Origin of the sequence: Oceanicella sp. SM1341 (assembly GCF_003448965.1) — a bacterium.
Classification (GTDB): Bacteria; Pseudomonadota; Alphaproteobacteria; order Rhodobacterales; family Rhodobacteraceae; genus Paroceanicella.
Genome location: NZ_QRGC01000018.1, coordinates 84,799 through 106,849 on the forward strand (window position 1 = coordinate 84,799; position 22,051 = coordinate 106,849).

Genomic DNA, 22,051 nt, shown 5'->3' on the forward strand with positions numbered 1-22,051 from the left:
GGCGGGCGCATGACCCTGCTCGAGATCACCGCGGCCCGGGTGCTGCGCGCCGCCGCCCACGGCGGGCCGGAGCACGAGATCGGGCTCGACCGGCTGAGCCTCGCGCCCGGCGCGCGGCTGGGGCTGGTGGGGCCCAGCGGCTCGGGCAAAAGCACGCTGCTCGAGCTCGCGGCGCTGCTGGTCTGGCCGCAGGCGCTGGGCGGCTTCCGGCTGGCGCCGCCCGGCGCCGCGCCGCTCGAGCTCGCGCCCTTGCTGCTGGCCCGCGCGCAGGAGCGGCTCACCCGGGTGCGGGCGGCGCATGTCTCCTACGCGCCGCAGAACGGCGGGCTGCTGCCCTGGCTGAGCGTGCGCGGCAACGCGGGCCTCGGCCTGCGCCTCGCGGGGCAGGCCGGGGCCGCGTCAGGCGGGCGGATCGAGACGGTGGCGGCGGCGCTCGGCCTCGCCCACCTGCTCGACAAGCCGCCCGCCGCGCTCTCGGGCGGCGAGCGCCAGCGCGCGGCGCTGCTGCGCATGGCGGTGAGTCCCCGGGCGCTGATGATCGCCGACGAGCCCACCGCCGCGCTCGACGCCGACACCGCCGGGCGCGTGCTCTGCGCCCTCGCGGGCATCGCATCGGCCGCCGGCGCGGCCTTCCTCGTCGCCTCCCACGACGAGGCGGCGCTGCGCCGCCACGGCTTCCGCCTGCTGCGCCTGCCCGCCCCGCGCGCCGGCAGCGGCGGCCGGCTGGTCTCGCGGCTCGACGGCGAGGTGGCGGCATGAGCGCGCGGGGCCCTCTCTGCAGGCCGGCCCGTCGCTCGCGCGGCGCGGGCCCCGGCCCGCGCGTGCCGGCCCGTTCCGCGGCGCGGAGGCGCGCGCACTCCCCTCTCGCGGCGTCCACGCCCCACGGTCCTGCACGCCGCGGGCGACTCTCGCTGGTGCCGGTCGGCCCGGCGACCCGGCGTCGATGCGGAGCCGGGAGCGCGCGCGCGCTTCTCTCCGTCCGCGTGCCCGCCCGCACCTTGCGCAGCGGGCGCATGGCTCTGTCCCGGCGGCTCGCGGATCCGGCGGTCGGGCGACGGGGCATCACCGCCACGCCCCCGGTCGCCGCCCCGCGCGCAGGGCCGCGCCCGACCCCGGGTGGGCGCCGCGCCGCCCGTGGTGATCGGTTCATCTCGCAAGCCCCGGACGAGGGGCGTGCGGCGCGGCACATCGCCAGTGCGCCCTGCCGGGGGGACGCTCGGGCGCGGCCCGGGCTGGTCGCCCGCGCCGGAAGGGCATGGGCCGCAGGGCCGCGCGGCGGGGCAATGCGGAGTGCGCCGAGGGCCCGCTCCCTCCGGCCGGCCGTGCGGGGGAGGGGCGCATGAGCCGGCTGCCGCGCCTCGGGCTCTTCGCCGCGCTCGCCTGCCGCGACCTCGCGCATGGCTGGCTCTCCACCGCCTGCCTCGCGCTGGGCGCGATGATCGCCATGGCGCCGCTGCTGCTGCTCTTCGGGCTCAACCACGGCTTCGTCTCCGGGCTCATCGCGCAGCTGCGCGAGGACCCGCGCACCCGGGAACTCACCCCCGTGGGCCAGTACACGCTCGATGCCGCCTGGTTCGAGCGCCTGCAGGCCGACCCGCGCACCGGCTTCCTGCTGCCGCGCACCCGCTACCTCGCCAGCTCCGCCGTGCTGCGCGCCGCCACGGCCGAGGGCGTGGCCGAGGTGGAGCTGGTGCCCACCGCCGCGGGCGACCCGCTGCTGCCACCGGCGCTCGCCGTCACCACCCCGGGCGAGGCCGTGCTCTCGGCCAGCGCCGCCGCGGCGCTGGGCCTCGCGCCGGGCGACGCGGTGAGCTTCGTCTTCACCCGCCGGGTGGGCAGCGCGCGCGAGAGCTTCCGCCACGAGGCGCGGGTGCTGCACGTGCTCGACCGCGGCCTCGCCCAGCGTGACACGGCGCTCATCCACCCCCGGCTGCTCGACGCGGTGGAGCGCTGGCGCGAGGGCGGCCCGCCGCCCGACCTCGCCGCCGCTCCGGAGCCGGGCCGCAGCTGGGCCAGCTTCCGCCTCTTCGCCCGCGACGTGCGCGACGTGCCGGCCCTGCGCGACGCCCTCGTGAGCCAGGGCATGGACGTGCGCACCGAGGCGGCCGACATCGCCCGCGCCCTCGCCATCGAGACCGGGCTGGGCTGGGTCTTCTCGGTGATCCTCGTGCTCACCACGGCGGGGGTGATGCTCACGCTGGGCTTCCAGCTCGCCGCCGCCACGGCGGAGAAATCGGGCGAGCTGTCGCTCCTGCGCATGCTCGGCGCGGCCGGGGCGGAACTGCAGCTCTTCCCCATGGTCCAGGGCGCGCTGCTGGCCGGGGCGGGGGCGCTGGCCGCCGGGCTCGCCGTGCTCGCGGCGCAGGGGCAGGTGAACGCGCGGCTGGCCGGCATCGCGGGCTTCGACGGGCCGATGTCGCTGCTCACCCCCGGGCACGTGGCCGCCGCAACGGCCCTCGCGCTGCTCGGGGGTGCCGTGTCGGGGGCCGTCGCGGGGCGCCACGCGGCGCGGCTGGAACCATCGGAGGGCCTGAGACGTGACTGACATCCTGCGACGCACCGCCCGGGGCATCGCCCTCGCCACCGCACTGGCCCTCGCGCCGGTGCAGCCTTCCGGCGCGGGCACCGGCGAGGGGGCGGGGGCATCGGCTCCCGCGCCCTCGGCCCGGGCGACCTACGGACCGGGCCTGGCGGAGGCTGCGGGTGCGGTCATGGCCGGCACCGCCGGTGTGGGCTCCGCTGGCGCGGCTCCGGTGAGGGCCGTCAGGGAGGGGGGGGCGGAGGGTCACGGCGGCGCGCATGCGCCACGATTGGCCGACGCGGCTCCGGCGGGCTCTTCCGACGGGCTTTCGGCAGGCAGCCGCGATGCGGCTTCGGGCGGCTCAACCGGTGCGCCTCCGGCAGGTTCCGCCGACGCGGCTCCGGCGGGATCGGCTGAGGCAACTGCGGCGGGATCGGCTGAGGCGCCTCCGGCAGGGGGCTCTGGTAATGCGCCTCCGGCAGGGGGGGCTAGCTATGCGCCTCTGGCAGGAGACTCCAATTATGCGCCTCCGGCAGGGGACTTTATTTATGCGCCTCCGGCAGGGGACCTTAATTATGCGCCTCCGGCGCAATGGTGCCGCACAGACGACCCCGCCCGCTTCCGCGCCCTCGCGGCAGAGCTCGCGGCAACGGACACCGGAGACCCCTCGCAGATCACCTGCCCCCAGATCGGCGCCGCGCGGGGCGCCCTGCCGGAGGAGATCGCCCTGCCGATGCCCTGCGGCCGGCAGGTGATGTTCCGCCGCGTCGACGTGCCGGCCGAACACGTGCTCGACCAGCAGCTCGCCAGCCTCGGCCGCCGCATCGAGGCCGACCGCGAGACCGTTCAGGTCGCCATGGCCAGCGGCGCCTGGCAAACCCCGGTCGCCGGCGGCTTCACCCTGTCCGACAGCGCGCCCGACGGCGCCTCCGAGGCCCTCGCCGCCCCGCGCGCCCGCGCCTACTACATCGCCAAGTACGAGATCACCGCCCCCCAGGCCCTGCTCTGGAGCCTCGGCCTGCTGGGCGAGACCGGCCCCGGCCCGGCGCCCGACGCCCCGGGCTGCGCGCCCTACACGGCGGCACTGGGGGGGCTCGACATGCGCTTCGTCGAGGCGGCGGGCAATTTCTCCTGGTTCGACGGCGTGGCCTTCACCCGCGACTGGATGCTCTGGCTGCTCGCGCAGGACCGCGCCGCGGTGGCCGCGGGCGGCGCCCCGGCGCTGCCCTGGGAGCAGGGCTCGCCCGGCGTGCTGCGCCTGCCCACCGAGGCGGAGTGGGAATACGCCGCGCGCGGCGGCGCGGCCGCGGTGACCGACCAGGCGCGCAGCCTGCGCCTGCCGCGCGTGATCGACCCCGCGACCGGCGAGCCGCGCGACGCCGGGCTCGACGAGATCTGCCTCGAGCCGCCGCGCCGGGTGCAAGACGCGGTGGGCCCGGTGGGCCGCAAGATGCCCAATCTCCTCGGCCTGCACGACGTGATGTGCAACGCCGAGGAACTCACGCTCGAGCTGTTCCGCATGACCCGGCCGGACGGGCTGCACGGCCAGCCCGGCGGCTATGTCACACGCGGCGGCTCCTCCAAGGTGGGGCGGGAGCGCAACGCGGTGGGCATGCGGGTGGAGAAGGAGTTCTTCCGCCTCGGCGGCGAGGTGCGCATCGCCACCACCGGCCTGCGCCCGGCCATCGGCGCCCCCGCCTTCACCGGCCGGCGCGACGCGGGCACGGGCTACGAGGAGGGCCTGGCCAACGAGCCGCTCAACACCGCGCTCACCGAGGCGCGGGCCCGGCTGGTGGCGGCGGGCGCGGGCCCGGGCCGGGAGAGCCGCGAGGCGGTGGGGGCCGAGCTCGACGCCCTGCGCGCCAGCCTGCGCGAGCAGCAGCTCGACCGCGCCCAGCTCGAGGGCCGGCTGGCCGGGCTGCAGGCCTCGCTCGAGCGGCTGGACACCGAGCGCAACGACAAGGCGCGCGAGAACGCCCGCCAGCTCGTGCGCGCCGGCGTGGTGGCGGCAAACCTGATCGACCGCATCGGGCGCAACATGTACTTCGCGCTCAACCAGCGCCGCACGCTGCTCTCGGGCGCGAAGGACGCGATATCCGAGAGCGTGCGCAAGGAGATGGACCTGGGCGAATGGCAGCGCCGCATCGCGGTGAACCAGACCCGCATCGAGGCGACCTTCGACCTCTACATCTCCACCCAGCTCGAGCTCGCGAAGGAGGAGGAGGGCTTCGCCGCCGGCCAGCTGCGCGCCGCGCGCGAGGGGCTGAGCGGCGCCAGCCTCGAGACCTTCGCCGAGAACGTGGCGATGTTCGAGCGCCACCAGTACGAGGTGCGCGCCGCCCGCGGCGCGGTGACCGAGGCGATGCGCGCCCGCTGGCTGGACGAGCTGGACGTGGTGCGCGCCGAGCGCCACGCGAAATTTCCCGAGTTCAGGTGAGACGATGACATGGGAGGGAGCATCGATGCGTGCAACACGGTTTCCACGGCCCCGGGCGGGCCTCCTCGCGGCGCTGGCCGCGGCCCTGGCGCTGCAGGGCTGCGCGGCCAGCAACACCGCCGCCCTGCGCGCGGCCTATGACGACCCCGACGATGTCTGCGTGGCCTGGCGCCGCCCGCTCATCGAGCAGCAGTCGACCGAGGAGCAGGACCGGCTGAAATCCGCCGCCGGCGGCGCGGTGGCCGCGGGCCTGCTCACCAGCGCCATCGCCGCCGCCACGGGCGACGACAAGTGGTGGCAGAAGGGCGCCTATGCCGCCGCGGCCGGGGCGCTGGCCGGCTACTCGCTGGCCTATTTCCGCCAGAAGGAGGAGCGCGCCAGCTCGCGCGAGCAGCTGCTTGGCAGCGTCGACAGCGACGCGCGGGCCGAGCGCGCCCGCCTCTCGGGCACCGCCGCCGCGGTGCAGGCGCTGCGCGACTGCCGCCGTCGCGAGGGCGCCACCCTCACCCGCAACATCGAGACCCGGGTGATCGACGCGGCGCAGGCCCCGGGCTACATCGACGGCTTCGCCCGGGCCGTGGCCGACGACAACCGGCTGATCAGCACCGTGCTCGACGGCGCGGACGAGCGGGTGACCGCCTATGTCGACGCCACCGCCGCGGGCTCGGACATGGAGGCGGCCCTGCTGGAGAACGAGCGCCGCGACGCCGCCGCCCGCGCGGCGAAGGCGCGGGTGCAGACCACCTCGCCCAACGTGATCGCCGCCTCGAAGGACGTGGAGACCCTGCGCACCGAGGACGCGGCGGCGGAGGCCGAACTCGACCAGCAGGTCGAGGCCATGCGGATCCTGGTCGGATGAGCCGGCGGCGTGCGGTCCTGCCGGCGCTCGCGCCCGCGGCGCTGGCCGCCATGCTGCTCGTCGCCGTGCTGCCGGGCGGCGCCGCGGGGCAGGGGGTGCCGGAGAGCTTCTGGGGCATGCCCGGCGGCGGCCGGGCCCCCCGCGCCGGCGACTACCCGGTGGAGGCGATGCAGGCCGACCTGCTCTGGGTCGGGTTCTACTACGGGCGCATCGACGGCGAGGAGGGCGAGGACACCCGCACCGCCGCCGGCCGCTTCCAGGAATCGCTCGGCGCGGCGGCCACCGGCACCCTCTCGCCGCTGCAGGCCGACACGCTGCGCAGGCGGGCCGCCCGCGCCCGCGAGCGCGCCGATTTCCGCGAGGTGAAGGAGGAATGGACCGGCGTCGCCGTGAGCCTGCCGATGGGCTATCTCGGCCCGCCCACCCTCGAGCGGCTGGAGGACGAGGTGACCACGGTGCGCTTTCCCGCCCGCGGCTCGGCCGATCTCGAGGTGCTGGTCTCGCGCTTCGAGGCCTTCGGCGGCAAGGTCCGGCCGATCTACGACTCCCTGCTGAAAGCCTACCGCGAGAAGGAGGAGTATGCGGAGGTGAACGGCACGATCTCGGGCAACTTCTTCCTGCTCAGCTACATCGTGGGCGACACTTTCTCCTCCCAGGTCTTCGAGGTGGGCCGCTCGGAGACCCGCGCCCTCACCCTGCGCTACCCGGTGTCGCGGCAGAACATCTTCGCGCCGGTGCGCATGGCGATGCTCGCCGGCCTCTCGCATTTCGACGGGCCGGGCCTCTCGCCGGCGGAGCGCAAGCGCCGGGTGTCGCGGCGTGAATACCCCGGCTACCAGGAGGGGCCGGAATGGTATCGCACCACCATCGCCACCGGCTCGGGCTCGCTGGTGACCTGGCAGGGCCATGTGCTCACCAACTTCCACGTGGTCGACGGCTGCGACAGCCTCACGGTGAACGGCAACCCGGCGCTTCTGCTGGGTGTGGACATCGTGAACGACCTCGCGCTGCTGCGCGCCGAGCGGTTCGCCAACCGCAGCCCGGTGCGCTTCCGCGCCCTCGACGCCCGGCTGGGCGAGGAGGTGATCGTGATGGGCTACCCGGTGTTCAGCGTGAGCCGGGCGCTCAACCTCACCACCGGCGTGGTCTCGGCCCGCGCCGGCCTCTACGGCGACCGGCGCAACATCCAGGTGACCGCGCCGATCCAGCCGGGCAATTCGGGCGGCCCGGTGCTCGACCTCGCGGGGCAGCAGATCGCGGTGGTGGTCTCGAAGGCGGCCGGCTCGCTGCGCGAGAAGGTCGACAACATGGGCTGGGTGATCCGAGGCGACATCGCCATCGACTTCATGCGCGACCTCGGCGTGGAGCCGCTGCTGGCGGGGGCCGAGCCCGCGCCGGACGCCCGGGTGCCCGACGTCGCCACCCGGGCCCGCGCCTACACCCTGCGCGTGGAGTGCCACGCCCCGCGCTGACCGGGGCAGGGGCGCCGGCACCCGTGCACGGGGACGTCACCGGAAGTGCGGCCGGCCGCCCTCGTCCGTGCCCCCCCGGAAAGGGGCCCGGCTGCCGGGGTGGGCGCCGCGCCGTGGCAGGGCCCGCGCGCCTGACCCGGCGACGCGGGCCGGGGGCGTCGGCTCCGACCCCCGGGCAGGCCACCGCCCGGGAGCGCGCTCCGGCGGTGCGCCGGATGCCGGACCTGCCGGAGAGGGCGATGGCCGCCGGCGCGCCGCGATGCCGGCGGGGGGCCTCAGGCCATGCCGCCCGCGATCATCCGCTCGGCGAGGGTGCGGAAGGCGCGGGCCGGGGCGCCGTCGGGAGCCTCGAGCACCACCGGGCGGCCGGCGTCGGAGGCGAGCCGGGTCGCGAGGTCGAGCGGGATCTCCCCCAGGAAGGGCACGTTCTGGCGCGCGGCCTCCTCGCGCGTGCCGCCATGGCCGAAGATATGCGCCTCGTCGCCGCAGACCGGGCAGACATACATCGACATGTTCTCGATCATCCCCAGCACCGGCACGTCGACCTTGCGGAACATGTCCATCGCCCGGCGCGCGTCGATCAGCGCCACGTCCTGCGGGGTGCTCACCACGATGGCGCCGGAGAGCTTCGCCTTCTGGGTGAGGGAGAGCTGCACGTCGCCGGTGCCCGGCGGCAGGTCGACCAGCAGGATGTCGAGCCGGCCCCATTCCACCTGGCCCAGCAGCTGCTGCAGCGCGCCCATCAGCATCGGCCCGCGCCAGATCAGCGCGTCCTCGGGCCGGGTCATCAGCCCGATGGACATGAAGCGCACGCCATGCGCCTCCTTCGGCGTGATGCGCTGGCCGTCGGGGGAGGCGGGGCGCGCGTGCTCGCCCAGCATCTGCGGCTGGGAGGGGCCGTAGATATCCGCGTCGAGCAGGCCCACCCGGCGGCCGGCGGCGGCCAGCGCCACCGCGAGATTGGCGGTGACGGTGGACTTGCCAACCCCGCCCTTGCCCGAGCCCACGGCCACGATCCGGTCGATCCCGGTGAGGCGCGGGCCCTCCGAGGGCTTCGCGCGCGGCTTCGGCGCGGCGGGCACCGCACCGGTGACGAGGATCGACACGCCGGTCACCTCGTCGAGGGCGGCAAGCCGGCGCTCGGCCTCGCGGCGCACCTCCTCCATCGGGCCGGCCAGCGCCTCGGGCGCCTCGATCACGAAGCGCACCTGGCCGTGGTGGATGCCGAGCGCGCGCACCCGGTCCGCCGCCACGATGCTGCCGCCGCCGGCCGGGTCGGCCAGGCCGGAGAGGATCTCCATCACCGTTTCGCGTGTCAGTGCCATCTGCTCGTCTCCCGCTGCGCACTCCCGAGGTAGGAGGGCGGGGGGCAAATGTCCATCGTCGCGACCATGGTCGCACCTGTCGCTCCCGCACTGGTGCCGGGCGAAACAGCGGCTAGGATCGGGGGCCTGATTCACCGGAGAATGCGATGACCGATATCGAAGCCCTTGTGCGACGCTACTACGATGCCTTCAACGCCGGCGACACGGAGGGCATGCTCGCCTGCCTCTCCGAGGACGTGCGCCACGACGTGAACCAGGGCGCGACGCGCACCGGCAAGGCGGCCTTCGCCGAGTTCTGCGCCCACATGAGCGAATGCTACCGCGAGGAGCTCACCGACATGGTGTTCCTCTTCGATGCCTCGGGCACCCGTGCGGCGGTGGAGTTCGTGGTCAACGGCACCTACCTCGCCACCGACCCCGGCCTGCCGGAGGCGAAGGGCCAGACCTACAAGCTGCCCGCCGGCGCCTTCCTCGCGGCCGAGGGCGGGGCGATCACCCGGGTCACCACCTACTACAACCTCCCCGAATGGGAGCGGCAGGTGCTCGGGTGAGCGTGGAGACCCGTGCCCTCACCGGCAGCGCCCTCACGCAGGCGCTGCCGGACCTCGCGCGGCTGCGCATCGAGGTGTTCCGCGCCTTCCCCTATCTCTACGAGGGATCGGAGGACTACGAGCAGGGCTACGTGCGCGCCTATGCCGAGAGCCGCGACGCGCTGGTGGTCGCCGCGCTCGACGGCAGCCGCATCGTGGGTGCTGCCACCGCGGCGCCGATGGAGGACCACGCGGCCGAGTTCGCCGCCCCGTTCGAGGCGCGCGGCCTCCGGCTGCCGGACATCCTCTACTTCGGCGAATCCGTGCTGCTGCCCGAGTACCGCGGCCGCGGCCTGGGCCATGCCTTCTTCGATGCGCGCGAGGCCCATGCCCGCGCCCTCGGCCGCCCGCTCTGCGCCTTCTGCGCCGTGATCCGCCCGCCCGACCACCCGGCCCGCCCGGAGGGTTACCGCCCGCATGACGCCTTCTGGGGCAAGCGCGGCTACGTGCCCGAGGAGGGCCTGGTGGCCGAATATTCCTGGCGCGACATCGGCGCGGCGGGGGAGAGCGCGAAGCCGATGCAGTTCTGGCTGCGCGCCACGCCCGCGGCCTGAGCCCGCCCCGGTTCCGCAGGCTTGCAGAACCGGCCGGCGCCGACTAGAAGATGCCTCGAATGGGGCGTGGCCAAGCGGTAAGGCAACGGTTTTTGGTACCGTCATTCGCAGGTTCGAATCCTGCCGCCCCAGCCACCTCCCCCCACATGCGCTCCCCGGGTGCCGGGACTTCGGGCTCCCCTCGTCCCCGGCCGCGCCTCCTTGCGCCCCGGCCGGTCGGCGGAGGCGTGGGGTGGCCCGGGAGGCAGCCGCCGTCCCGGCCGCGGGCGCGTTAAACCTTCCCCCGGGGCGCTGGCCGGTGCATCATGGGCCCAAGCCGCCGCGCAGGGCGGCAGGAGGCCGGGGAGGGGGCGGTGTCGCAGGGAGAGCGGATGGACGAGGCGTCGATCGACCAGCTTCTGGAGCGCGGCCACCTGCGCCGGCCGCTGGCGGAGTTCTTTCCCGAACTGCCCCCCGAGCGCTTCGAGAACTGCCACGTGATCTGCGCGCCGGGCCTCACCGGGGCGCCGCGCCTCACCCTCACCCGGATGCACGACGGCGTGCGGCGCAACATCACCATCGTGCTGGTGCCCGAGCGGCTCAGCGGCAGCATCGAGCTCAACCTCGGCCGCGAGAACCTGCATTTCCGCCTGGAAAGCGAGGCCTCGGTGCAGGCGAAATTCCAGCTCCGCCGCAATGCCACCGTGCGCGTGGGCGCCAATACCGCCATGCGCGGCGCGCGCTTCGTGTGCGACAACTCCGACCTCGCGGTGGGGCGTGACTGCCTGTTTTCCGACAACGTGCTCGTGCAGTGCAGCGACCAGCACGCCATCATCCGCCGCTCGACCGGCGAGATCCTGAACGGCCACCGCCGCCGGGTGGTGATCGGCGACCATGTCTGGCTGGGGCGCAACACCACGGTGATGCCGGACGTGACCATCGGCACCGGCTCGGTGATCGGCGCCGGCGCGCTGGTGACCGGCGACGCCGACGCCTATTCCATCTACGCCGGCATCCCGGCCCGCAAGATCCGCGACGACGTCACCTGGTCGAACTCCCCCGCCGGGCCCAACCAAGAGGAGCGCAGCCGCTATTTCTCCGGCGACCCCGTGCCGCTGGAAGACATGCGCGCGGTGCTCGATTCGCTCGAGGAAGACGGCTGAGCCTCAGAACAGGAAGTCGTCGGCGGACAGCGCATCCGCCCCGAGCCCGGCGAGCAGGATGCTGCTGCCCGCCCCGTCATCGATCAGCACGCCCGCGGCCAGTGCGCTCATGTGCCCGGCCAGCAGGTCGTCGAAGCCGGTGATGGCGGAAAGGGCCGAGAGATCGATGCGCTCGCCGGGCGCGGCGGGGTCGAAATCGGCGATCACGTCGCGTCCCTCGCCTTCGCGGAAGATGAAGACATCCGCACCGGCGCCGCCCTCCAGCCAGTCGTCACCCGCCCCGCCCAGCAGCGTGTCGTCGCCCGCGCCGCCGAAGAGCCGGTCATTGCCGGCGCCGCCGTCGAGCAGGTTTGCGCCGTCGTTGCCGCGGATCACGTTCGCCGTGTCGTTGCCGGTGGCGGAGGCGTCTGCCGCGCCGGTGAGGGCGAGGATCTCGACATGCCCGGGCAGGGTGAAGCCCACCGGGGAGAACACCCGGTCGAGCCCCTCGCCGGCCTGCTCGACCACGATGTCGCGCGGGCTCAGCACCCAGTAGAGATCGTCGCCGCGGCCGCCCTCGAGCCAGTTGCGCCCGCCGATGTCGCGGAACCGGTCGTTGCCGTCGCCGCCGAACAGCCGGTCGTCGCCCGCCGCGCCGTCGAGCAGGTTGTCGCCGGAATTGCCGCGCAGGATGTTTGCGCCGGCGTTGCCGGTGGCGTCGATGTCGGCGCTGCCGGCGAGCACGAGGATCTCGATGTGCTGGCTGTGGTCGCGCAGCGAGAAGGAGAGGGTGGAGACCACGCGGTCCAGCCCCTCGCCGCGCTCCTCCACCACCCGGTCGCCGGGGCTGGTGACGGCATAGACATCGTCGCCCCGGCCGCCGGCCATGTAGTTGCTGCCCAGCAGGTCGCGGAACGTGTCGTTGCCGTCGCCGCCGTAGAGCCGGTCATCGCCATGGGCGCCGTTGAGGAAATTGTCGCCCGCGTTGCCGCGGATGACATTGTCGAGCCCGTTGCCGATGCCGGCGAGATCGGCGCTGCCGGTGAGGAACAGCTCCTCGAGGTGCTGGCTGTGCTGGCTCAGCGCGAAGGAAACCGAGGCGTAGACGCGGTCATGGCCCTCGCCCGCGGCCTCGCGCACCCGGTCGCCCGGGCTGTCGACGAAATAGCGGTCATTCCCGGCGAAACCGGCCATCTCGTCGGCAGAGGGCAGGGCGGAGAACGTGTCGGCCCCGGCGCTGCCCTCGCGCAGGCAGCCGGCCGCGGCACCCCGTTCGGCGAGCCGGGCAACCATGGCCTCCGCCAGTGCGGCGCGGAAGGCGGGGGCGTAGTGCAGCGTGTCGGTGAACATCGCCGCGGCGTCCATGCCATGGGCGGAGGCGACGCTGTCGGGGTCGATGGTGGTCACGCGGCCGTCCCGCTCCGCCAGCCTGCGGTGGGCGGCGGTCACATCCTCCCAGTGCGCGCGCTCCGGCGCGCCGGGCGCGTGGTCGGAAAGCTCGGCGATCACCACCGGCGCGGTCTCGATGCCCACGACGGCCGGGCCGAGGGCCCCGGCCACCGCGGCGCGGGTGGCCTCGAACAGCGCGGTGAAGGCGGCCTCGTAGGCCGTGTTCACCGCGGTGCTGCGGCTGTCCGCCTCGCCCTGGAGCCAGAGGAAGCCCGCGGCATAGCTGCCGGGGTTGTCGCGCAGCGCCGCGATGGTGGCGGCGGCGAGTGTGGCCGGCAGTTCCTCCGGGCTCGCCCAGTCCAGCCCGGGGCTGCGGGCATAGAGCAGCGGCGCGCCGCCGGCGAAGGCCTCCACCAGCACGTAGTTGCCCGCACCGTACTGGCTGTCCAGCGCGGAGCGCACCTGCGGGGCGGCGCGCAGAGCATTGCTCTGGCCCGCGAGAATGACGACGGCTTTTCCCATGCGGCCCATCCGGTTGCGATGCGCCTTTGGGTAAGGCCGCCGGGCCTGCGGAAATTTTAAGCCCGGCGGGCAATCTGCCGGGCATTTTCGGCAAAGTTTCGCGGCCCGGGGCGCGCGGGCGCCGCACTGCCCGGATTTGCCGGGAAATCAGCCGATTTCCGGTCGATCCGGCGAAAATTTTCGGCAGATTCTCGGCATTCCGCACGGGGCGGAACGGGCGCCCCGGGAGGCCGCGGCGCGGCGCGGGGCTTGCAGGGCCGTTGGCAATTGTTTAGCTCCGTGGCTCCCTCAGCAACCGAAGGATGTCTGCGATGCCCGGCGCCACGCTTGCCATGGACTTCGGAACCTCGAATTCGGCCGCCGCGATCCTCGACGGCGGTGCGCCCCGGCGCCTGCCTATCGAGAGCGGTGCCGAGACGCTGCCCACGGCGGTGTTCTTCCCCGCCGATCGCGGCGCGATGCGCATCGGCGCCGCGGCGGCCGAGGCGCTGATCGAGGGCGAGGAGGGGCGCTACATGCGCGCGCTCAAGAGCGTGCTGGGCACCGCGCTCTTCCACGAGCAGCGGCTGGTGGGCGGGCGCAGGCGCACCCTGGCCGATATCGTGACCGCCTTCATCGCCGAGGTGAAGGCGCGGGCCGAGCGCGCCTCGGGCCGCAGCTTCTCCCGCGCGCTTTCCGGCCGCCCGGTGCATTTCCACACCGCCGACCCCGAGCGCGACGCCCGCGCCGAGGCCGACCTGCGCGCCTGCTACCTCGCCGCCGGCTTCGAGGAGGTGCGCTTCCTCTTCGAGCCGGAGGCCGCGGCGCTGGCCAGCCACGGGCTGGGCCGGCAGGGCACGGCGGGGCTGATCGTCGACATCGGCGGCGGCACCTCGGATTTCTCGGTGTTCCGGGCGGGGGGCAACCGGGTGGAGATCCTGGCCAGCCACGGCATCCGGCTGGGCGGCACGGATTTCGACCACGCCATCTCCATGGCCCATGCCATGCCGCACCTCGGCCATGGCGGGCTGCTGCGCCGGCCGCTGGGCGAGGGGCTCACCCAGGTGCCGAACGCCATCTTCGTCGAGCTCTCCACCTGGGCGAAGATCCCCTTCCTCTACAGCCGCGACACCCGCAGGCTGGTGGAGGACATGCTGCGCCAGGCGGAGGACCCCCTGCGCCTCGGCCGCCTCGCCACGGTGATCGGGGAGGAGCTCGGCCACGAGCTCGCCTTCGCCGTGGAGCGCGGCAAGATCGCCGCGAACGGCGGCGAGGGCGGGGCCGCCATCGACATGGGCTTCATCGAGCCCGGGCTGGCGGCGCCGGTTTCGCCGGCCTCGCTGGAGGAGGCGCTGGCGGGCTGTCGCGAGCCGCTGCGCGAGGCGATGCACGAGACGCTGCGCCTCGCCGGGCTGACGCCGGCGGAGGTCGGCTCGATCATCCTCGTCGGCGGCTCGAGCCTGATGGGGCTCGTGGCCACCGAGGCGGGAGCGGTGTGCCCGCAGGCGCAGGTGAGCCGCTCCGAGGCCTTCACCGCCGTGGTGGACGGGCTCGCCCTCGCCACCGAGGACGCGCTCGCCGCCTGAGTTCAGGCTGCCGCGGCCGCCCGGTAGCGCGCCGCGGGGTCGCGCAGCGACAGGTTCGGCCCCATCGCGAGGCGCGCCGCCTCATAGGCCTGCCACTGGCCCGCATCGGGCAGGGCCGGGATGGTGACCGTCTCGCGCGCGTCGAACCCGGCGAGGGCGGCATCCACCATGTCGTCGACCTCCATCACCATCTCCGGCGGGAAGGCATCGATATCCTTGCCGGAGCGGGCCCAGATCTCGGTGCGCGTGGCGCCGGGCAGCACCGCCTGCACGTAGATGCCCCGCGCGGCCTCCGTCGCCGCGAGCCCCTGGCTGAGGGTGAGCACGAAGGCCTTCGTCGCGGCATAGGCCGGCTCGAACCGTTCGGTGGCGAGGGCGAGGACCGATCCGATGTTCACGATCTCGCCGCCGCCGCGCAGGGCGAAGGCCCGTGCGGCTACGGCGGCAAGCCGGGTGGGGGCGCCTACGTTGAGCGCGAGCAGCCGGGCCACCTGCTCCGGCGTGCTCTCGGCCAGCGTGTCGCTGAGCGCCATGCCGGCGTTGTTCACCAGCAGCCCCACGTCCGGCTCCGCCAGCCGCGCGGCCACCCGGTCGAGCGCGTCGGGCCGGGTGAGATCGGCCACCAGCACCTCCGCGGACACTCCAGTTTCGGCGCGCAGCCGCGCGGCGAGGGCGTTCAGGCGCTCCGCGTCGCGGGCGACGAGCACCAGCGGATGGCCGCGACGGGCCAGCCTGTCGGCATAGACCGCGCCGATGCCGCTGGAGGCGCCGGTGACGAGGGCCGTGGCCCGCTGCGGGTTCGTGGTCATGACGGGATCTCCTGTAGCTCGATGTGAGTTGCGAAACGATAGTGACTATCGAAAAGCTAGGGAGTCTCCGTGTAACTTGCAATAGGATAGTGACGAGATTATCTTCAGGCCATGACGAAGGATCCCGCACAGTCGCAGCCGACCTGCCCCATCGCCCGCGCGCTCACGCATGTCGGGGATGCCTGGAGCCTGCTCATCCTGCGCGACGCGGGGCTGGGCCTCACCCGGTTCGAGCAGTTCCGCCAGAGCCTCGGCATCGCGCCGAACATCCTGTCGCGCCGGCTGGCGGCGCTGACGGAGGCGGGGCTGCTGGAGCGGCGCGCCTATTCCGAGCACCCGCCGCGCTTCGAGTACCTGCTCACGGAGATGGGCCGGGACTTCGGCCCGGTGCTGCACGCGATCGGTGCCTGGGGCCGGCGGCACGGCGGGCCGGCGCCGCTGTCGGTGCCGGTGGATGCCGAGACCGGCGTGCCGGTCGAGCCGGTGGTGGTGGACGGGCCCACGGGCCGGCCGATCGGCAGCTTTCCCATCCGCCTGCGCCAGCCCTGAGGCTCCGGCGGCGTGGCCGGGCGGGCAGGGCGCGCGCCTGCCATGCAGCATGGGCCCCGCCCGTGCCGGGCGGCCCGGCCACGGGGCAGCGACGCCTGCCGCGGTGGCCGCCGCGCGTGGAGGCGTGCAATGGAAACGCTGGACGGAAGGGCGGGGCAGTCGGGCCTTTGCGGCCCGGCACGCTCATGGCGCCGTGGGGCCTGTGCTCGGGAGCCCGGGCGGCGACTCCGGCCTTTCCGTGGCGCGGGGCGCCCGGCGGGCCGTGGCGGGGATCAGCCGGTTTCGGGCGGCAGGGCGGCGATCAGGGCGTCCAGGCGCGCGCGGTCCTGCGCGGTGGCGGGCAGGAACACCACGAGGCCCAGCTCGGGCCGCCCGTCGACGCTGAAGGTGGAATAGTCCATCCGCACCCTGCCCACGCCGGGCGCGTCGATGCTCTTGTGCCCCTCGCCGTGCACATGCACCTCCTGCTCGGCCCACATGGCGCGGAACTCCGGGCTCTCGGCCGAGAGCGCCTCGACGAGGGCGCGGGTTTCCTCCTGCAGGCCGGCGCGCAGCGTGTCGCGGCGCACCGAGCCGACCACGTGGCGGGCCACGCTCTCCCAGTCGTCGAGCCGGGTGGCGGCGGGGCGGCGGAACAGCATGCGCAGCACGTTGCGCCCGGTCGCCGGCAGGGCGGTGAAATCGGCGAAGATGGCGGTGGCGGCGCGGTTCCAGGCCAGCACGGTCCAGTCGGGTGTCTTCACCACGGCGGGCGTGTCGCCGAAGGCGTCGAGCACCTGGCGCAGCCGGGGCGGCAGCCCGGTGGGCGGGCCGGGGCGCACCTGCGGCGGCCGGGCCTGGGCGAGCAGGAACATGTGCTCGCGCTCCTCCTCGGTGAGGGCGAGGGCGCGGGCCAGCCGCTCGAGCACGTCGGCCGAGGGCGCGCCGCCGCGCCCCTGCTCGAGCCAGGTGTACCAGGTGGCGCTCACATGGGCGCGCTGGGCCAGTTCCTCGCGCCGCAGCCCCGGCGTGCGCCGCCGGGTGAGCGGCAGGCCGAAGGCCGCGGGGTCGAGCCGGGCGCGCCTGTCGCGCAGGAAGGCGCCGAGCGCCTTGCCCGGCTCGGTGGGCGGGGCCGACCCGGAGGCGGGGTTCGCCTTCGGGCCGGGCGCCTCCGAAGCCGCCCTGTCGCCGGTCGCGGGCTCCTGGCGCCGCGTGCCGCTGCTGTCCGTGCCGTCCATCGCCGTCCCAGCCTGTTGGTGCGCATACCGGTATGAGCTCACGTCTTACCCCGTGGCGCGGGCCCGTTATCTGTCTTGCCACCACACAAGGAGGATGAAAAGCCATGCAAGTATTCGTGACAGGTGCCAGCGGTTTCGTGGGATCGGCGGTGGTGGCGGAGCTGGTCGGCGCGGGGCACGCGGTGACCGGGCTCGTGCGCTCGGAGGCCGCCGCGGCGGCGCTGCGCGCGGCCGGCGGGGCGCCGTTGCACGGGGAGCTGGCCGATACGGCCGGGCTGGCCCGGGCCGCGGCGGCGGCCGAGGCGGTGGTCCACACCGCCTTCGTGCATGATTTCGACAATTTCGCCGCGTCCGTGGCGCTCGACCGCGAGGTGATCGGCGCCATGGGCGGCGCGCTGGAGGGCAGCGGCAAGCCCTTCCTGGTGACCTCGGGCATCGGGCTGCTGCAGTCCGGCGACGGGCCGGGCACCGAGGAGACACCGGCCGCGCGCACCGGCCATGCCGCGCTGCGCGGCGCCAACGAGGAGCTGGTGCACGGCCTCGCGGCGCGTGGCGTGCGGGCCGGCGTGCTGCGCCTGCCGCCCTCGGTGCACGGCGCGGGCGACCATGGCTTCGTGCCCTGTCTCGTGGCGCTGGCGCGGCGCAGCGGGGTGTCGGCCTGGATCGGCGAGGGGACGAACCGCTGGTCGGCGGTGCACAGGGCGGATGCCGCCCGGCTCTACCGCGCGGCGCTGGAGCGGGGAGAGCCCGGCCAGAACCACCACGCCGTGGGCGAGACCGGCCTGCCGTTCCGCGAGATCGCCGAGGCGATCGGCCGGGGGCTGGGCCTGCCCACCGTCTCGGTGCCGGAGGCGGAGGCCGGGGCGCATTTCGGCTGGATCGCCGCCTTCGTGGCCCGCGAGATGGCGGCCACGGCCCGGCTTACCGCGCAGCGCCTCGGCTGGGGAGCCGAGGGGCCGGGCCTGCTGGAGGACATGGCGGCGAGCGGCTATTTCGACGCCTGACCGCGCCCGCGAGAGCGGCGGCCTGCCCCCCCATCCGGGGGGGCGGGCGCGTGCTTGACAGCTCCGGCTTTCTGCAAATAGCGTATCCGTCATACCGTATACGTACATGCGGACCACAGAAGCGGTGGCACGGATCCCGCGTGTTTGCCCGGGCGATGCCACCCTCACCGACAGGGATGCGCAAGCTGATGATCGATGCACGCAAGGAACGGGCCCGCCGGCTGCTGGACCTCACCGCCACCGGCCGGATGAGCCGGCGGCAGCTGATGTCACGGGCGGCCGCGGCGGGGCTGCTGGGCGTGATGGCGCCCGAGGCCATCGCCCAGGCGGTGAGGGCGGGGGAGGTGCAGGCGATGAACGGCCGCACCCTCGCGCCCGGGTACGACTACATCGTGGTGGGCAGCGGCTCGGCCGGCTCGGCGGTGGCGCGGCGCATCCTCGACGGCACCGACGCGCGGGTGCTGGTGATCGAGGCCGGCGGCAGCGATGTCGGCGTGCCGGAGATCGACACGCCCTCGGCCTGGGTGGCCAACATCGGCTCGGAGCGGGACTGGACGTATTTCTACGCCCCCACGGAGCAGGTGAACGGCCGCTCCATCCTGCTGTCGCGCGGCAAGGTGCTGGGCGGGTCGTCCTCGATCAACGCGCTGGTCTGGGTGCGGGGCAACCCGTCGGACTACGACGGCTGGGCCGCCGCGGGCGCCACCGGCTGGGACTGGGCCTCGGTGCTGCCGTATCTCAAGCGCATGGAAGACTGGGAGGACGGCGAGACCGCGCTGCGCGGCGCCGGCGGCCCGATCCGCGTGGAGCGCGCGAAGGACCTCCACCCGGTGGCGACGGCGCTGATCGCCTCCGGCCGCTCGCTCGGCATGGCCTATGTCGACGACATGAACGGCGAGACCAGCCTCGGCGTCGGCCCGATCAACATGAACCTGCGCGACGGCACCCGCGACAGCGCCAGCCGCGCCTACCTGCGCCCGGCGATGGACAACCCGCGCCTCACCGTGCTCACCGGCGCGAAGGTGACCCGGCTGCTGCTGGAGGGCACGCGCTGCACCGGGGTGGAGGTGCTGGTGGAGGGCCGGCCGCTCACCTTGCGCGCGGAGGCGGAGGTGGTGCTCTCGGCCGGGGCGATCGACACGCCGCGGCTGATGATGCTCTCCGGCCTCGGGCCCGCGGACGAGCTGAGGGCGCTGGGCATCGCGCCGGTGGCCGACCTGGCCGGCGTGGGGCGGAACCTGCAGGAGCACATCCTGCTCGGCGGGATGATCTTCGAGGCGGCGGGGCCGATGCCGCCGCCCAACAACAACCTCGAGGGCTCGACCTTCTTCTCGAAGTCGCGCGGTGACCTGGCCGTGCCCGACCTGATGTTCGTCTCGATGCAGATCCCCTACCTGATGCCGGAGCTGGCCGCGGCCAACCCGGTGCCGCCGAATGCCTTCACCATTTCGCCGGGCCTCATGGGCGTGCAGAGCCGGGGCTACATGCGCATGCTCTCCGACCGGCACGACGGGCCGCTCGAGATCCAGCCCAACCTGCTCGCCGAGCCCGCGGACATGGACGCCCTGGTGCACGGGGTCGAGCTGGGCCAGGAGCTGGCGCAGCAGCCGGGCTTCCGCGAGATCACCGGCCGGCAGGTGGTGCCGAAGCCGGTGATGACCCGGGCGGAGAAGGAGGCATTCGTGCGCATGAGCTGCTCGACCTACTTCCACCCCGTGGGCACCTGCCGGATGGGAACGGATGCCGAGGCGGTCACCGCGCCCGACCTCAGGGTGCACGGCATCGAGGGCTTGCGCATCGCCGATGCCTCGGTGATGCCGCGCATCACCGGCGCGAACACCAACGTGCCCTCGATCCTGATCGGCGAGCGGGCTGGGGATTTCATCACCGGCTGAGCGGCGGCGGCACCCGCCGGCCCGGCCTCCCGCCGGGCGATCCGCCACGCGGTGCCGCGCATGCCTGCGTTGCCCGGTGCTACCCGGTGCTGCGAGTGTCACGGCGGACCGGCGGACCGGCCGGGGCTCTCCCCGCGCTTTGTCCCGCAGGGCGGCCCGCGACATGGCGCGGAGGAGCGTGTGCCACGCTCCTGCCAGGCCCGGCCCCGGGGGCGGGGCGCCGGAGCCGCATGGCGGCGACACGCGCGGCGGGGGTTCGATGCCCCCGTCGCGCGTTTGCCCTCCACCGGCGCATCGGCCGGGCCGTGTGCACCGGCGACAGCAGGGACCCCGGCGTCAGCGCGGGGAAAAACGTCGGACGGGGGCATCGAGCCCCCGACCGCCGTGTCGCCGCGGTCCGCGTCTCCGGCGCGCAGGCCCTCAGTGGCTCAGGGAGAGGCGGGCGTCCTCCACGGCGCCCGCGAGGCGCTCGACGAGCAGGTCGAGCTCGTCCTCCGTCGCGTTGAAGGGCGGCGCGAGGATGATGTGGTCGCCCCGCAGGCCGTCGATCGTGCCGGAGCCGGGGTAGATGGCGAGGCCGCGCCGCAGGGCCGCGTCCTTCACCCGGGCGGAGAAGCCCGCGGCGGCGGGGAAGGGGGCGCCGCTCTCGCGGTCGGCCACGCATTCGAGGCCCAGGAAGAAGCCCCGGCCGCGGATGTCGGCGATGTTGGGATGGGCGCCGAGATGCTGCCCGGCCCGGGCGCGCAGGCCGGGGGCGAGCCGGGCGACACGGGCGACCAGCCCCTCCTCCGCGATGATGCGCTGCACCTCGAGCGCGCCGCGGGCGGCGAGGGGATGAGCCTGGTAGGTGTGGCCGTGCACGAAGGCGCCGGAGCCCGCCTCCAGCGCCGCGACCACCCGGTGGCCGACCAGCATCGCGCCGATGGGCACGTAGCCGCCGCCCAGCCCCTTCGCCACGGTCTGGATGTCGGGGGTGATGCCCTCGTCCTCCCAGGCGTGGCGGCGGCCGGTGCGGCCCATGCCGCACATGATCTCGTCGAGCACCAGCAGCACGCCGTGGCGGTCGCACACCGCGCGCATGGCGGGGAAGTAGCCGGGCACCGCCGGCGTGCAGCCGGAGGTGGCGCCCACCACCGTCTCGGCCAGGAAGGCGGCCACCCGGCCGGGGCCGAGGCGGGTGATCTCGGCCTCGAGCTCGGCGGCCAGCGCCGCCACCCAGTCGGCGTCGGAGAGGCCGGGAGGCCGGTGGCGAAAGGCCTGGCAGGGCGAGACATGGCTGAAGCCGGGCATCAGCATCGGCTCGTAGATCGCCCGGCGCGCGGCATGGCCGCTGGCCGAGAGCGCGCCCAGCGTGTTGCCGTGGTAGCTTTGCCGCCGGGCGATGACGTGGGTGCGGGCAGGCTCGCCGCGCTCGACATGGTACTGGCGGGCAAGCTTCAGCGCGGCCTCCACGCTCTCGGAGCCGGAGGAGACGAAGAAGGCCCGGGCGAAGGCGCCGCCGCCGCTCTCCACCAGCAGCTCCGCCAGTTCCTCGGCCGGCGAGCTGGTGAAGAAGGCGCTGTGCAGGTAGCTCAGCGCGGCCGCCTGCCCGGCGATGGCCCCGGCCACCCGCGCGTTGCCATGGCCGATGCAGGCCACCGCGGCGCCGCCCGCCCCGTCGAGCACGCGCGCGCCCGAGGCGAGCTCGATCCAGGAGCCGGCGCCGCGCAGCGCCAGGGCCGGGGGCGGGCCGGCGCGGTTGAGCACGCGGCTCATGCGGCACCGGGCGAGGACAGGGCGGCGGGAGCGGGCATGGCGGGGTCTCCGTCGGGAAAGGGACACCCGTCGACTATGCAGGTGCCGCGCGCCGGGGCAACGCCCTTCCCCACGGGAATTCACTGCAATTCACTTGGGCCGGAGGCGCGGGGCGTGGCCTTCTGGGGCAGGGCGGCCGCGCCACGGGTTCCTGTGCCGCGGCCGCCCCGGGGCATGCGTATCGCCCGGCCCGGGGCAAGCACTGCGAGGCGCATCGATCGATGGGGACGAGAGCCGAGACCGGGGCCGGCCGCGCCGCCCCCGCGGGTGCCCCGCGCCACCGGCGGGGCGCCCTGCGCGAGACCGACTTCACCGGCATTGCGCGGCAGGACAGGGCCGCAGGCCGGCGCCGGCGCTGCCTGCCCGCTGCGCGGCCAGGCCCGCACCGCGCCCCGGCAGCAGGAGCGGCACCGGCGCATGCCTTGCGC

At 74.7% G+C, this 22,051-nt stretch carries 17 protein-coding genes and 1 tRNA gene; 13 read left to right on the top strand and 5 right to left on the bottom strand.

The window, feature by feature from the left end:
- The first annotated feature begins 9 nt into the window (after nt 1–9).
- The 5 genes from D3P35_RS16315 (at nt 10) to D3P35_RS16335 (ending at nt 7,289) form a co-directional block, all read left to right on the top strand.
- Nucleotides 10–759: an ATP-binding cassette domain-containing protein gene (locus tag D3P35_RS16315; RefSeq protein ID WP_118135810.1), complete on the top strand. Its 750-nt coding sequence runs from the start codon at nt 10–12 to the stop codon at nt 757–759.
- 580 nt (nt 760–1,339) lie between these two features.
- Entirely contained in the window at nt 1,340–2,545 is a 1,206-nt protein-coding gene (locus D3P35_RS16320; protein ID WP_157982178.1) for a hypothetical protein, read from the top strand.
- Nucleotides 2,546–3,254: 709 nt separating this feature from the next.
- Nucleotides 3,255–4,958 carry an SUMF1/EgtB/PvdO family nonheme iron enzyme gene (locus D3P35_RS16325; RefSeq protein WP_118135812.1) on the top strand — a complete coding sequence of 568 codons (1,704 nt, stop codon included), beginning with the start codon at nt 3,255–3,257 and terminating at the stop codon, nt 4,956–4,958.
- A gap of 25 nt (nt 4,959–4,983) precedes the next feature.
- A complete protein-coding gene (locus D3P35_RS16330; RefSeq protein WP_118135813.1) occupies nt 4,984–5,817 on the top strand; it encodes a hypothetical protein in 834 nt (277 codons plus the stop codon).
- Complete coding sequence (locus D3P35_RS16335; protein WP_118135814.1) at nt 5,814–7,289, top strand: serine protease; 1,476 nt, start codon at nt 5,814–5,816, stop codon at nt 7,287–7,289. Before D3P35_RS16330 ends, D3P35_RS16335 begins: the two co-directional genes overlap by 4 nt.
- 275 nt (nt 7,290–7,564) lie before the next feature.
- Here the strand turns inward: D3P35_RS16335 and D3P35_RS16340 are convergent, their stop codons facing one another.
- Nucleotides 7,565–8,614, bottom strand: coding sequence for an Mrp/NBP35 family ATP-binding protein (locus tag D3P35_RS16340; RefSeq protein WP_118135815.1), 1,050 nt, complete (start codon nt 8,612–8,614; stop codon nt 7,565–7,567).
- Between the two features lie 146 nt (nt 8,615–8,760).
- Here D3P35_RS16340 and D3P35_RS16345 point away from each other — a divergent pair, with 146 nt between their 5' ends.
- The 4 genes from D3P35_RS16345 to D3P35_RS16360 all read left to right on the top strand — a co-directional run bounded on the left by D3P35_RS16345 (nt 8,761) and on the right by D3P35_RS16360 (nt 10,900).
- Entirely contained in the window at nt 8,761–9,165 is a 405-nt protein-coding gene (locus D3P35_RS16345) for a ketosteroid isomerase-related protein (RefSeq protein ID WP_370031589.1), read from the top strand.
- A complete protein-coding gene (locus D3P35_RS16350) occupies nt 9,162–9,758 on the top strand; it encodes a GNAT family N-acetyltransferase (protein ID WP_232830523.1) in 597 nt (198 codons plus the stop codon). The genes D3P35_RS16345 and D3P35_RS16350 overlap by 4 nt, the downstream gene beginning before the upstream one ends.
- A 60-nt stretch (nt 9,759–9,818) precedes the next feature.
- A tRNA-Gln gene (locus tag D3P35_RS16355) sits at nt 9,819–9,893 on the top strand.
- Between the two features lie 236 nt (nt 9,894–10,129).
- The gene (locus D3P35_RS16360; RefSeq protein WP_198670655.1) at nt 10,130–10,900 is read left to right on the top strand and encodes an acyltransferase; all 771 of its coding nucleotides are present in this window, start codon (nt 10,130–10,132) and stop codon (nt 10,898–10,900) included.
- A 3-nt stretch (nt 10,901–10,903) separates the two neighbouring features.
- Here D3P35_RS16360 and D3P35_RS16365 read toward each other — a convergent pair whose 3' ends face one another.
- Nucleotides 10,904–12,790 (bottom strand): hypothetical protein, encoded by a 1,887-nt coding sequence (locus D3P35_RS16365; RefSeq protein ID WP_198670656.1) that lies wholly within the window; start codon nt 12,788–12,790, stop codon nt 10,904–10,906.
- A gap of 311 nt (nt 12,791–13,101) precedes the next feature.
- On the opposite strand from D3P35_RS16365, the gene D3P35_RS16370 reads away from it, so the two are divergent.
- Nucleotides 13,102–14,355 (top strand): Hsp70 family protein, encoded by a 1,254-nt coding sequence (locus tag D3P35_RS16370; RefSeq protein WP_118135818.1) that lies wholly within the window; start codon nt 13,102–13,104, stop codon nt 14,353–14,355.
- 2 nt (nt 14,356–14,357) lie between these two features.
- Here the strand turns inward: D3P35_RS16370 and D3P35_RS16375 are convergent, their stop codons facing one another.
- Nucleotides 14,358–15,164 carry an SDR family oxidoreductase gene (locus D3P35_RS16375; RefSeq protein WP_118135819.1) on the bottom strand — a complete coding sequence of 269 codons (807 nt, stop codon included), beginning with the start codon at nt 15,162–15,164 and terminating at the stop codon, nt 14,358–14,360.
- Between the two features lie 111 nt (nt 15,165–15,275).
- Between D3P35_RS16375 and D3P35_RS16380 the strand changes: the two genes are divergently transcribed.
- The gene (locus D3P35_RS16380; RefSeq protein WP_118135820.1) at nt 15,276–15,713 is read left to right on the top strand and encodes a helix-turn-helix domain-containing protein; all 438 of its coding nucleotides are present in this window, start codon (nt 15,276–15,278) and stop codon (nt 15,711–15,713) included.
- 272 nt (nt 15,714–15,985) lie between these two features.
- Here D3P35_RS16380 and D3P35_RS16385 read toward each other — a convergent pair whose 3' ends face one another.
- A complete protein-coding gene (locus D3P35_RS16385; protein WP_118135821.1) occupies nt 15,986–16,930 on the bottom strand; it encodes a helix-turn-helix transcriptional regulator in 945 nt (314 codons plus the stop codon).
- Between the two features lie 104 nt (nt 16,931–17,034).
- Here D3P35_RS16385 and D3P35_RS16390 point away from each other — a divergent pair, with 104 nt between their 5' ends.
- On the top strand, nt 17,035–17,934 hold the full coding sequence (locus tag D3P35_RS16390; RefSeq protein WP_118135822.1) for an SDR family oxidoreductase: 900 nt from the start codon (nt 17,035–17,037) through the stop codon (nt 17,932–17,934).
- A 188-nt stretch (nt 17,935–18,122) separates the two neighbouring features.
- Nucleotides 18,123–19,829 carry a GMC family oxidoreductase gene (locus D3P35_RS16395; protein WP_198670657.1) on the top strand — a complete coding sequence of 569 codons (1,707 nt, stop codon included), beginning with the start codon at nt 18,123–18,125 and terminating at the stop codon, nt 19,827–19,829.
- A gap of 420 nt (nt 19,830–20,249) precedes the next feature.
- On the opposite strand, the gene D3P35_RS16400 is transcribed toward D3P35_RS16395, so the two are convergent.
- Entirely contained in the window at nt 20,250–21,584 is a 1,335-nt protein-coding gene (locus D3P35_RS16400) for an aspartate aminotransferase family protein (RefSeq protein ID WP_118135823.1), read from the bottom strand.
- Nucleotides 21,585–22,051: the final 467 nt, after the last annotated feature.

What these genes read in the sequence shown, in the direction of transcription:
- D3P35_RS16315 (WP_118135810.1), top strand. Translation starts at nt 10, where the DNA reads ATGACCCTGCTCGAGATCACCGCGGCCCGGGTGCTGCGCGCCGCCGCC.
- D3P35_RS16320 (WP_157982178.1), top strand. Translation starts at nt 1,340, where the DNA reads ATGAGCCGGCTGCCGCGCCTCGGGCTCTTCGCCGCGCTCGCCTGCCGC.
- D3P35_RS16325 (WP_118135812.1), top strand. Translation starts at nt 3,255, where the DNA reads ATGCCCTGCGGCCGGCAGGTGATGTTCCGCCGCGTCGACGTGCCGGCC.
- D3P35_RS16330 (WP_118135813.1), top strand. Translation starts at nt 4,984, where the DNA reads ATGCGTGCAACACGGTTTCCACGGCCCCGGGCGGGCCTCCTCGCGGCG.
- D3P35_RS16335 (WP_118135814.1), top strand. Translation starts at nt 5,814, where the DNA reads ATGAGCCGGCGGCGTGCGGTCCTGCCGGCGCTCGCGCCCGCGGCGCTG.
- D3P35_RS16340 (WP_118135815.1), bottom strand. Translation starts at nt 8,614, where the DNA reads ATGGCACTGACACGCGAAACGGTGATGGAGATCCTCTCCGGCCTGGCC.
- D3P35_RS16345 (WP_370031589.1), top strand. Translation starts at nt 8,761, where the DNA reads ATGACCGATATCGAAGCCCTTGTGCGACGCTACTACGATGCCTTCAAC.
- D3P35_RS16360 (WP_198670655.1), top strand. Translation starts at nt 10,130, where the DNA reads ATGGACGAGGCGTCGATCGACCAGCTTCTGGAGCGCGGCCACCTGCGC.
- D3P35_RS16365 (WP_198670656.1), bottom strand. Translation starts at nt 12,790, where the DNA reads ATGGGAAAAGCCGTCGTCATTCTCGCGGGCCAGAGCAATGCTCTGCGC.
- D3P35_RS16370 (WP_118135818.1), top strand. Translation starts at nt 13,102, where the DNA reads ATGCCCGGCGCCACGCTTGCCATGGACTTCGGAACCTCGAATTCGGCC.
- D3P35_RS16375 (WP_118135819.1), bottom strand. Translation starts at nt 15,164, where the DNA reads ATGACCACGAACCCGCAGCGGGCCACGGCCCTCGTCACCGGCGCCTCC.
- D3P35_RS16380 (WP_118135820.1), top strand. Translation starts at nt 15,276, where the DNA reads ATGACGAAGGATCCCGCACAGTCGCAGCCGACCTGCCCCATCGCCCGC.
- D3P35_RS16385 (WP_118135821.1), bottom strand. Translation starts at nt 16,930, where the DNA reads ATGGACGGCACGGACAGCAGCGGCACGCGGCGCCAGGAGCCCGCGACC.
- D3P35_RS16390 (WP_118135822.1), top strand. Translation starts at nt 17,035, where the DNA reads ATGCAAGTATTCGTGACAGGTGCCAGCGGTTTCGTGGGATCGGCGGTG.
- D3P35_RS16395 (WP_198670657.1), top strand. Translation starts at nt 18,123, where the DNA reads ATGATCGATGCACGCAAGGAACGGGCCCGCCGGCTGCTGGACCTCACC.
- D3P35_RS16400 (WP_118135823.1), bottom strand. Translation starts at nt 21,584, where the DNA reads ATGAGCCGCGTGCTCAACCGCGCCGGCCCGCCCCCGGCCCTGGCGCTG.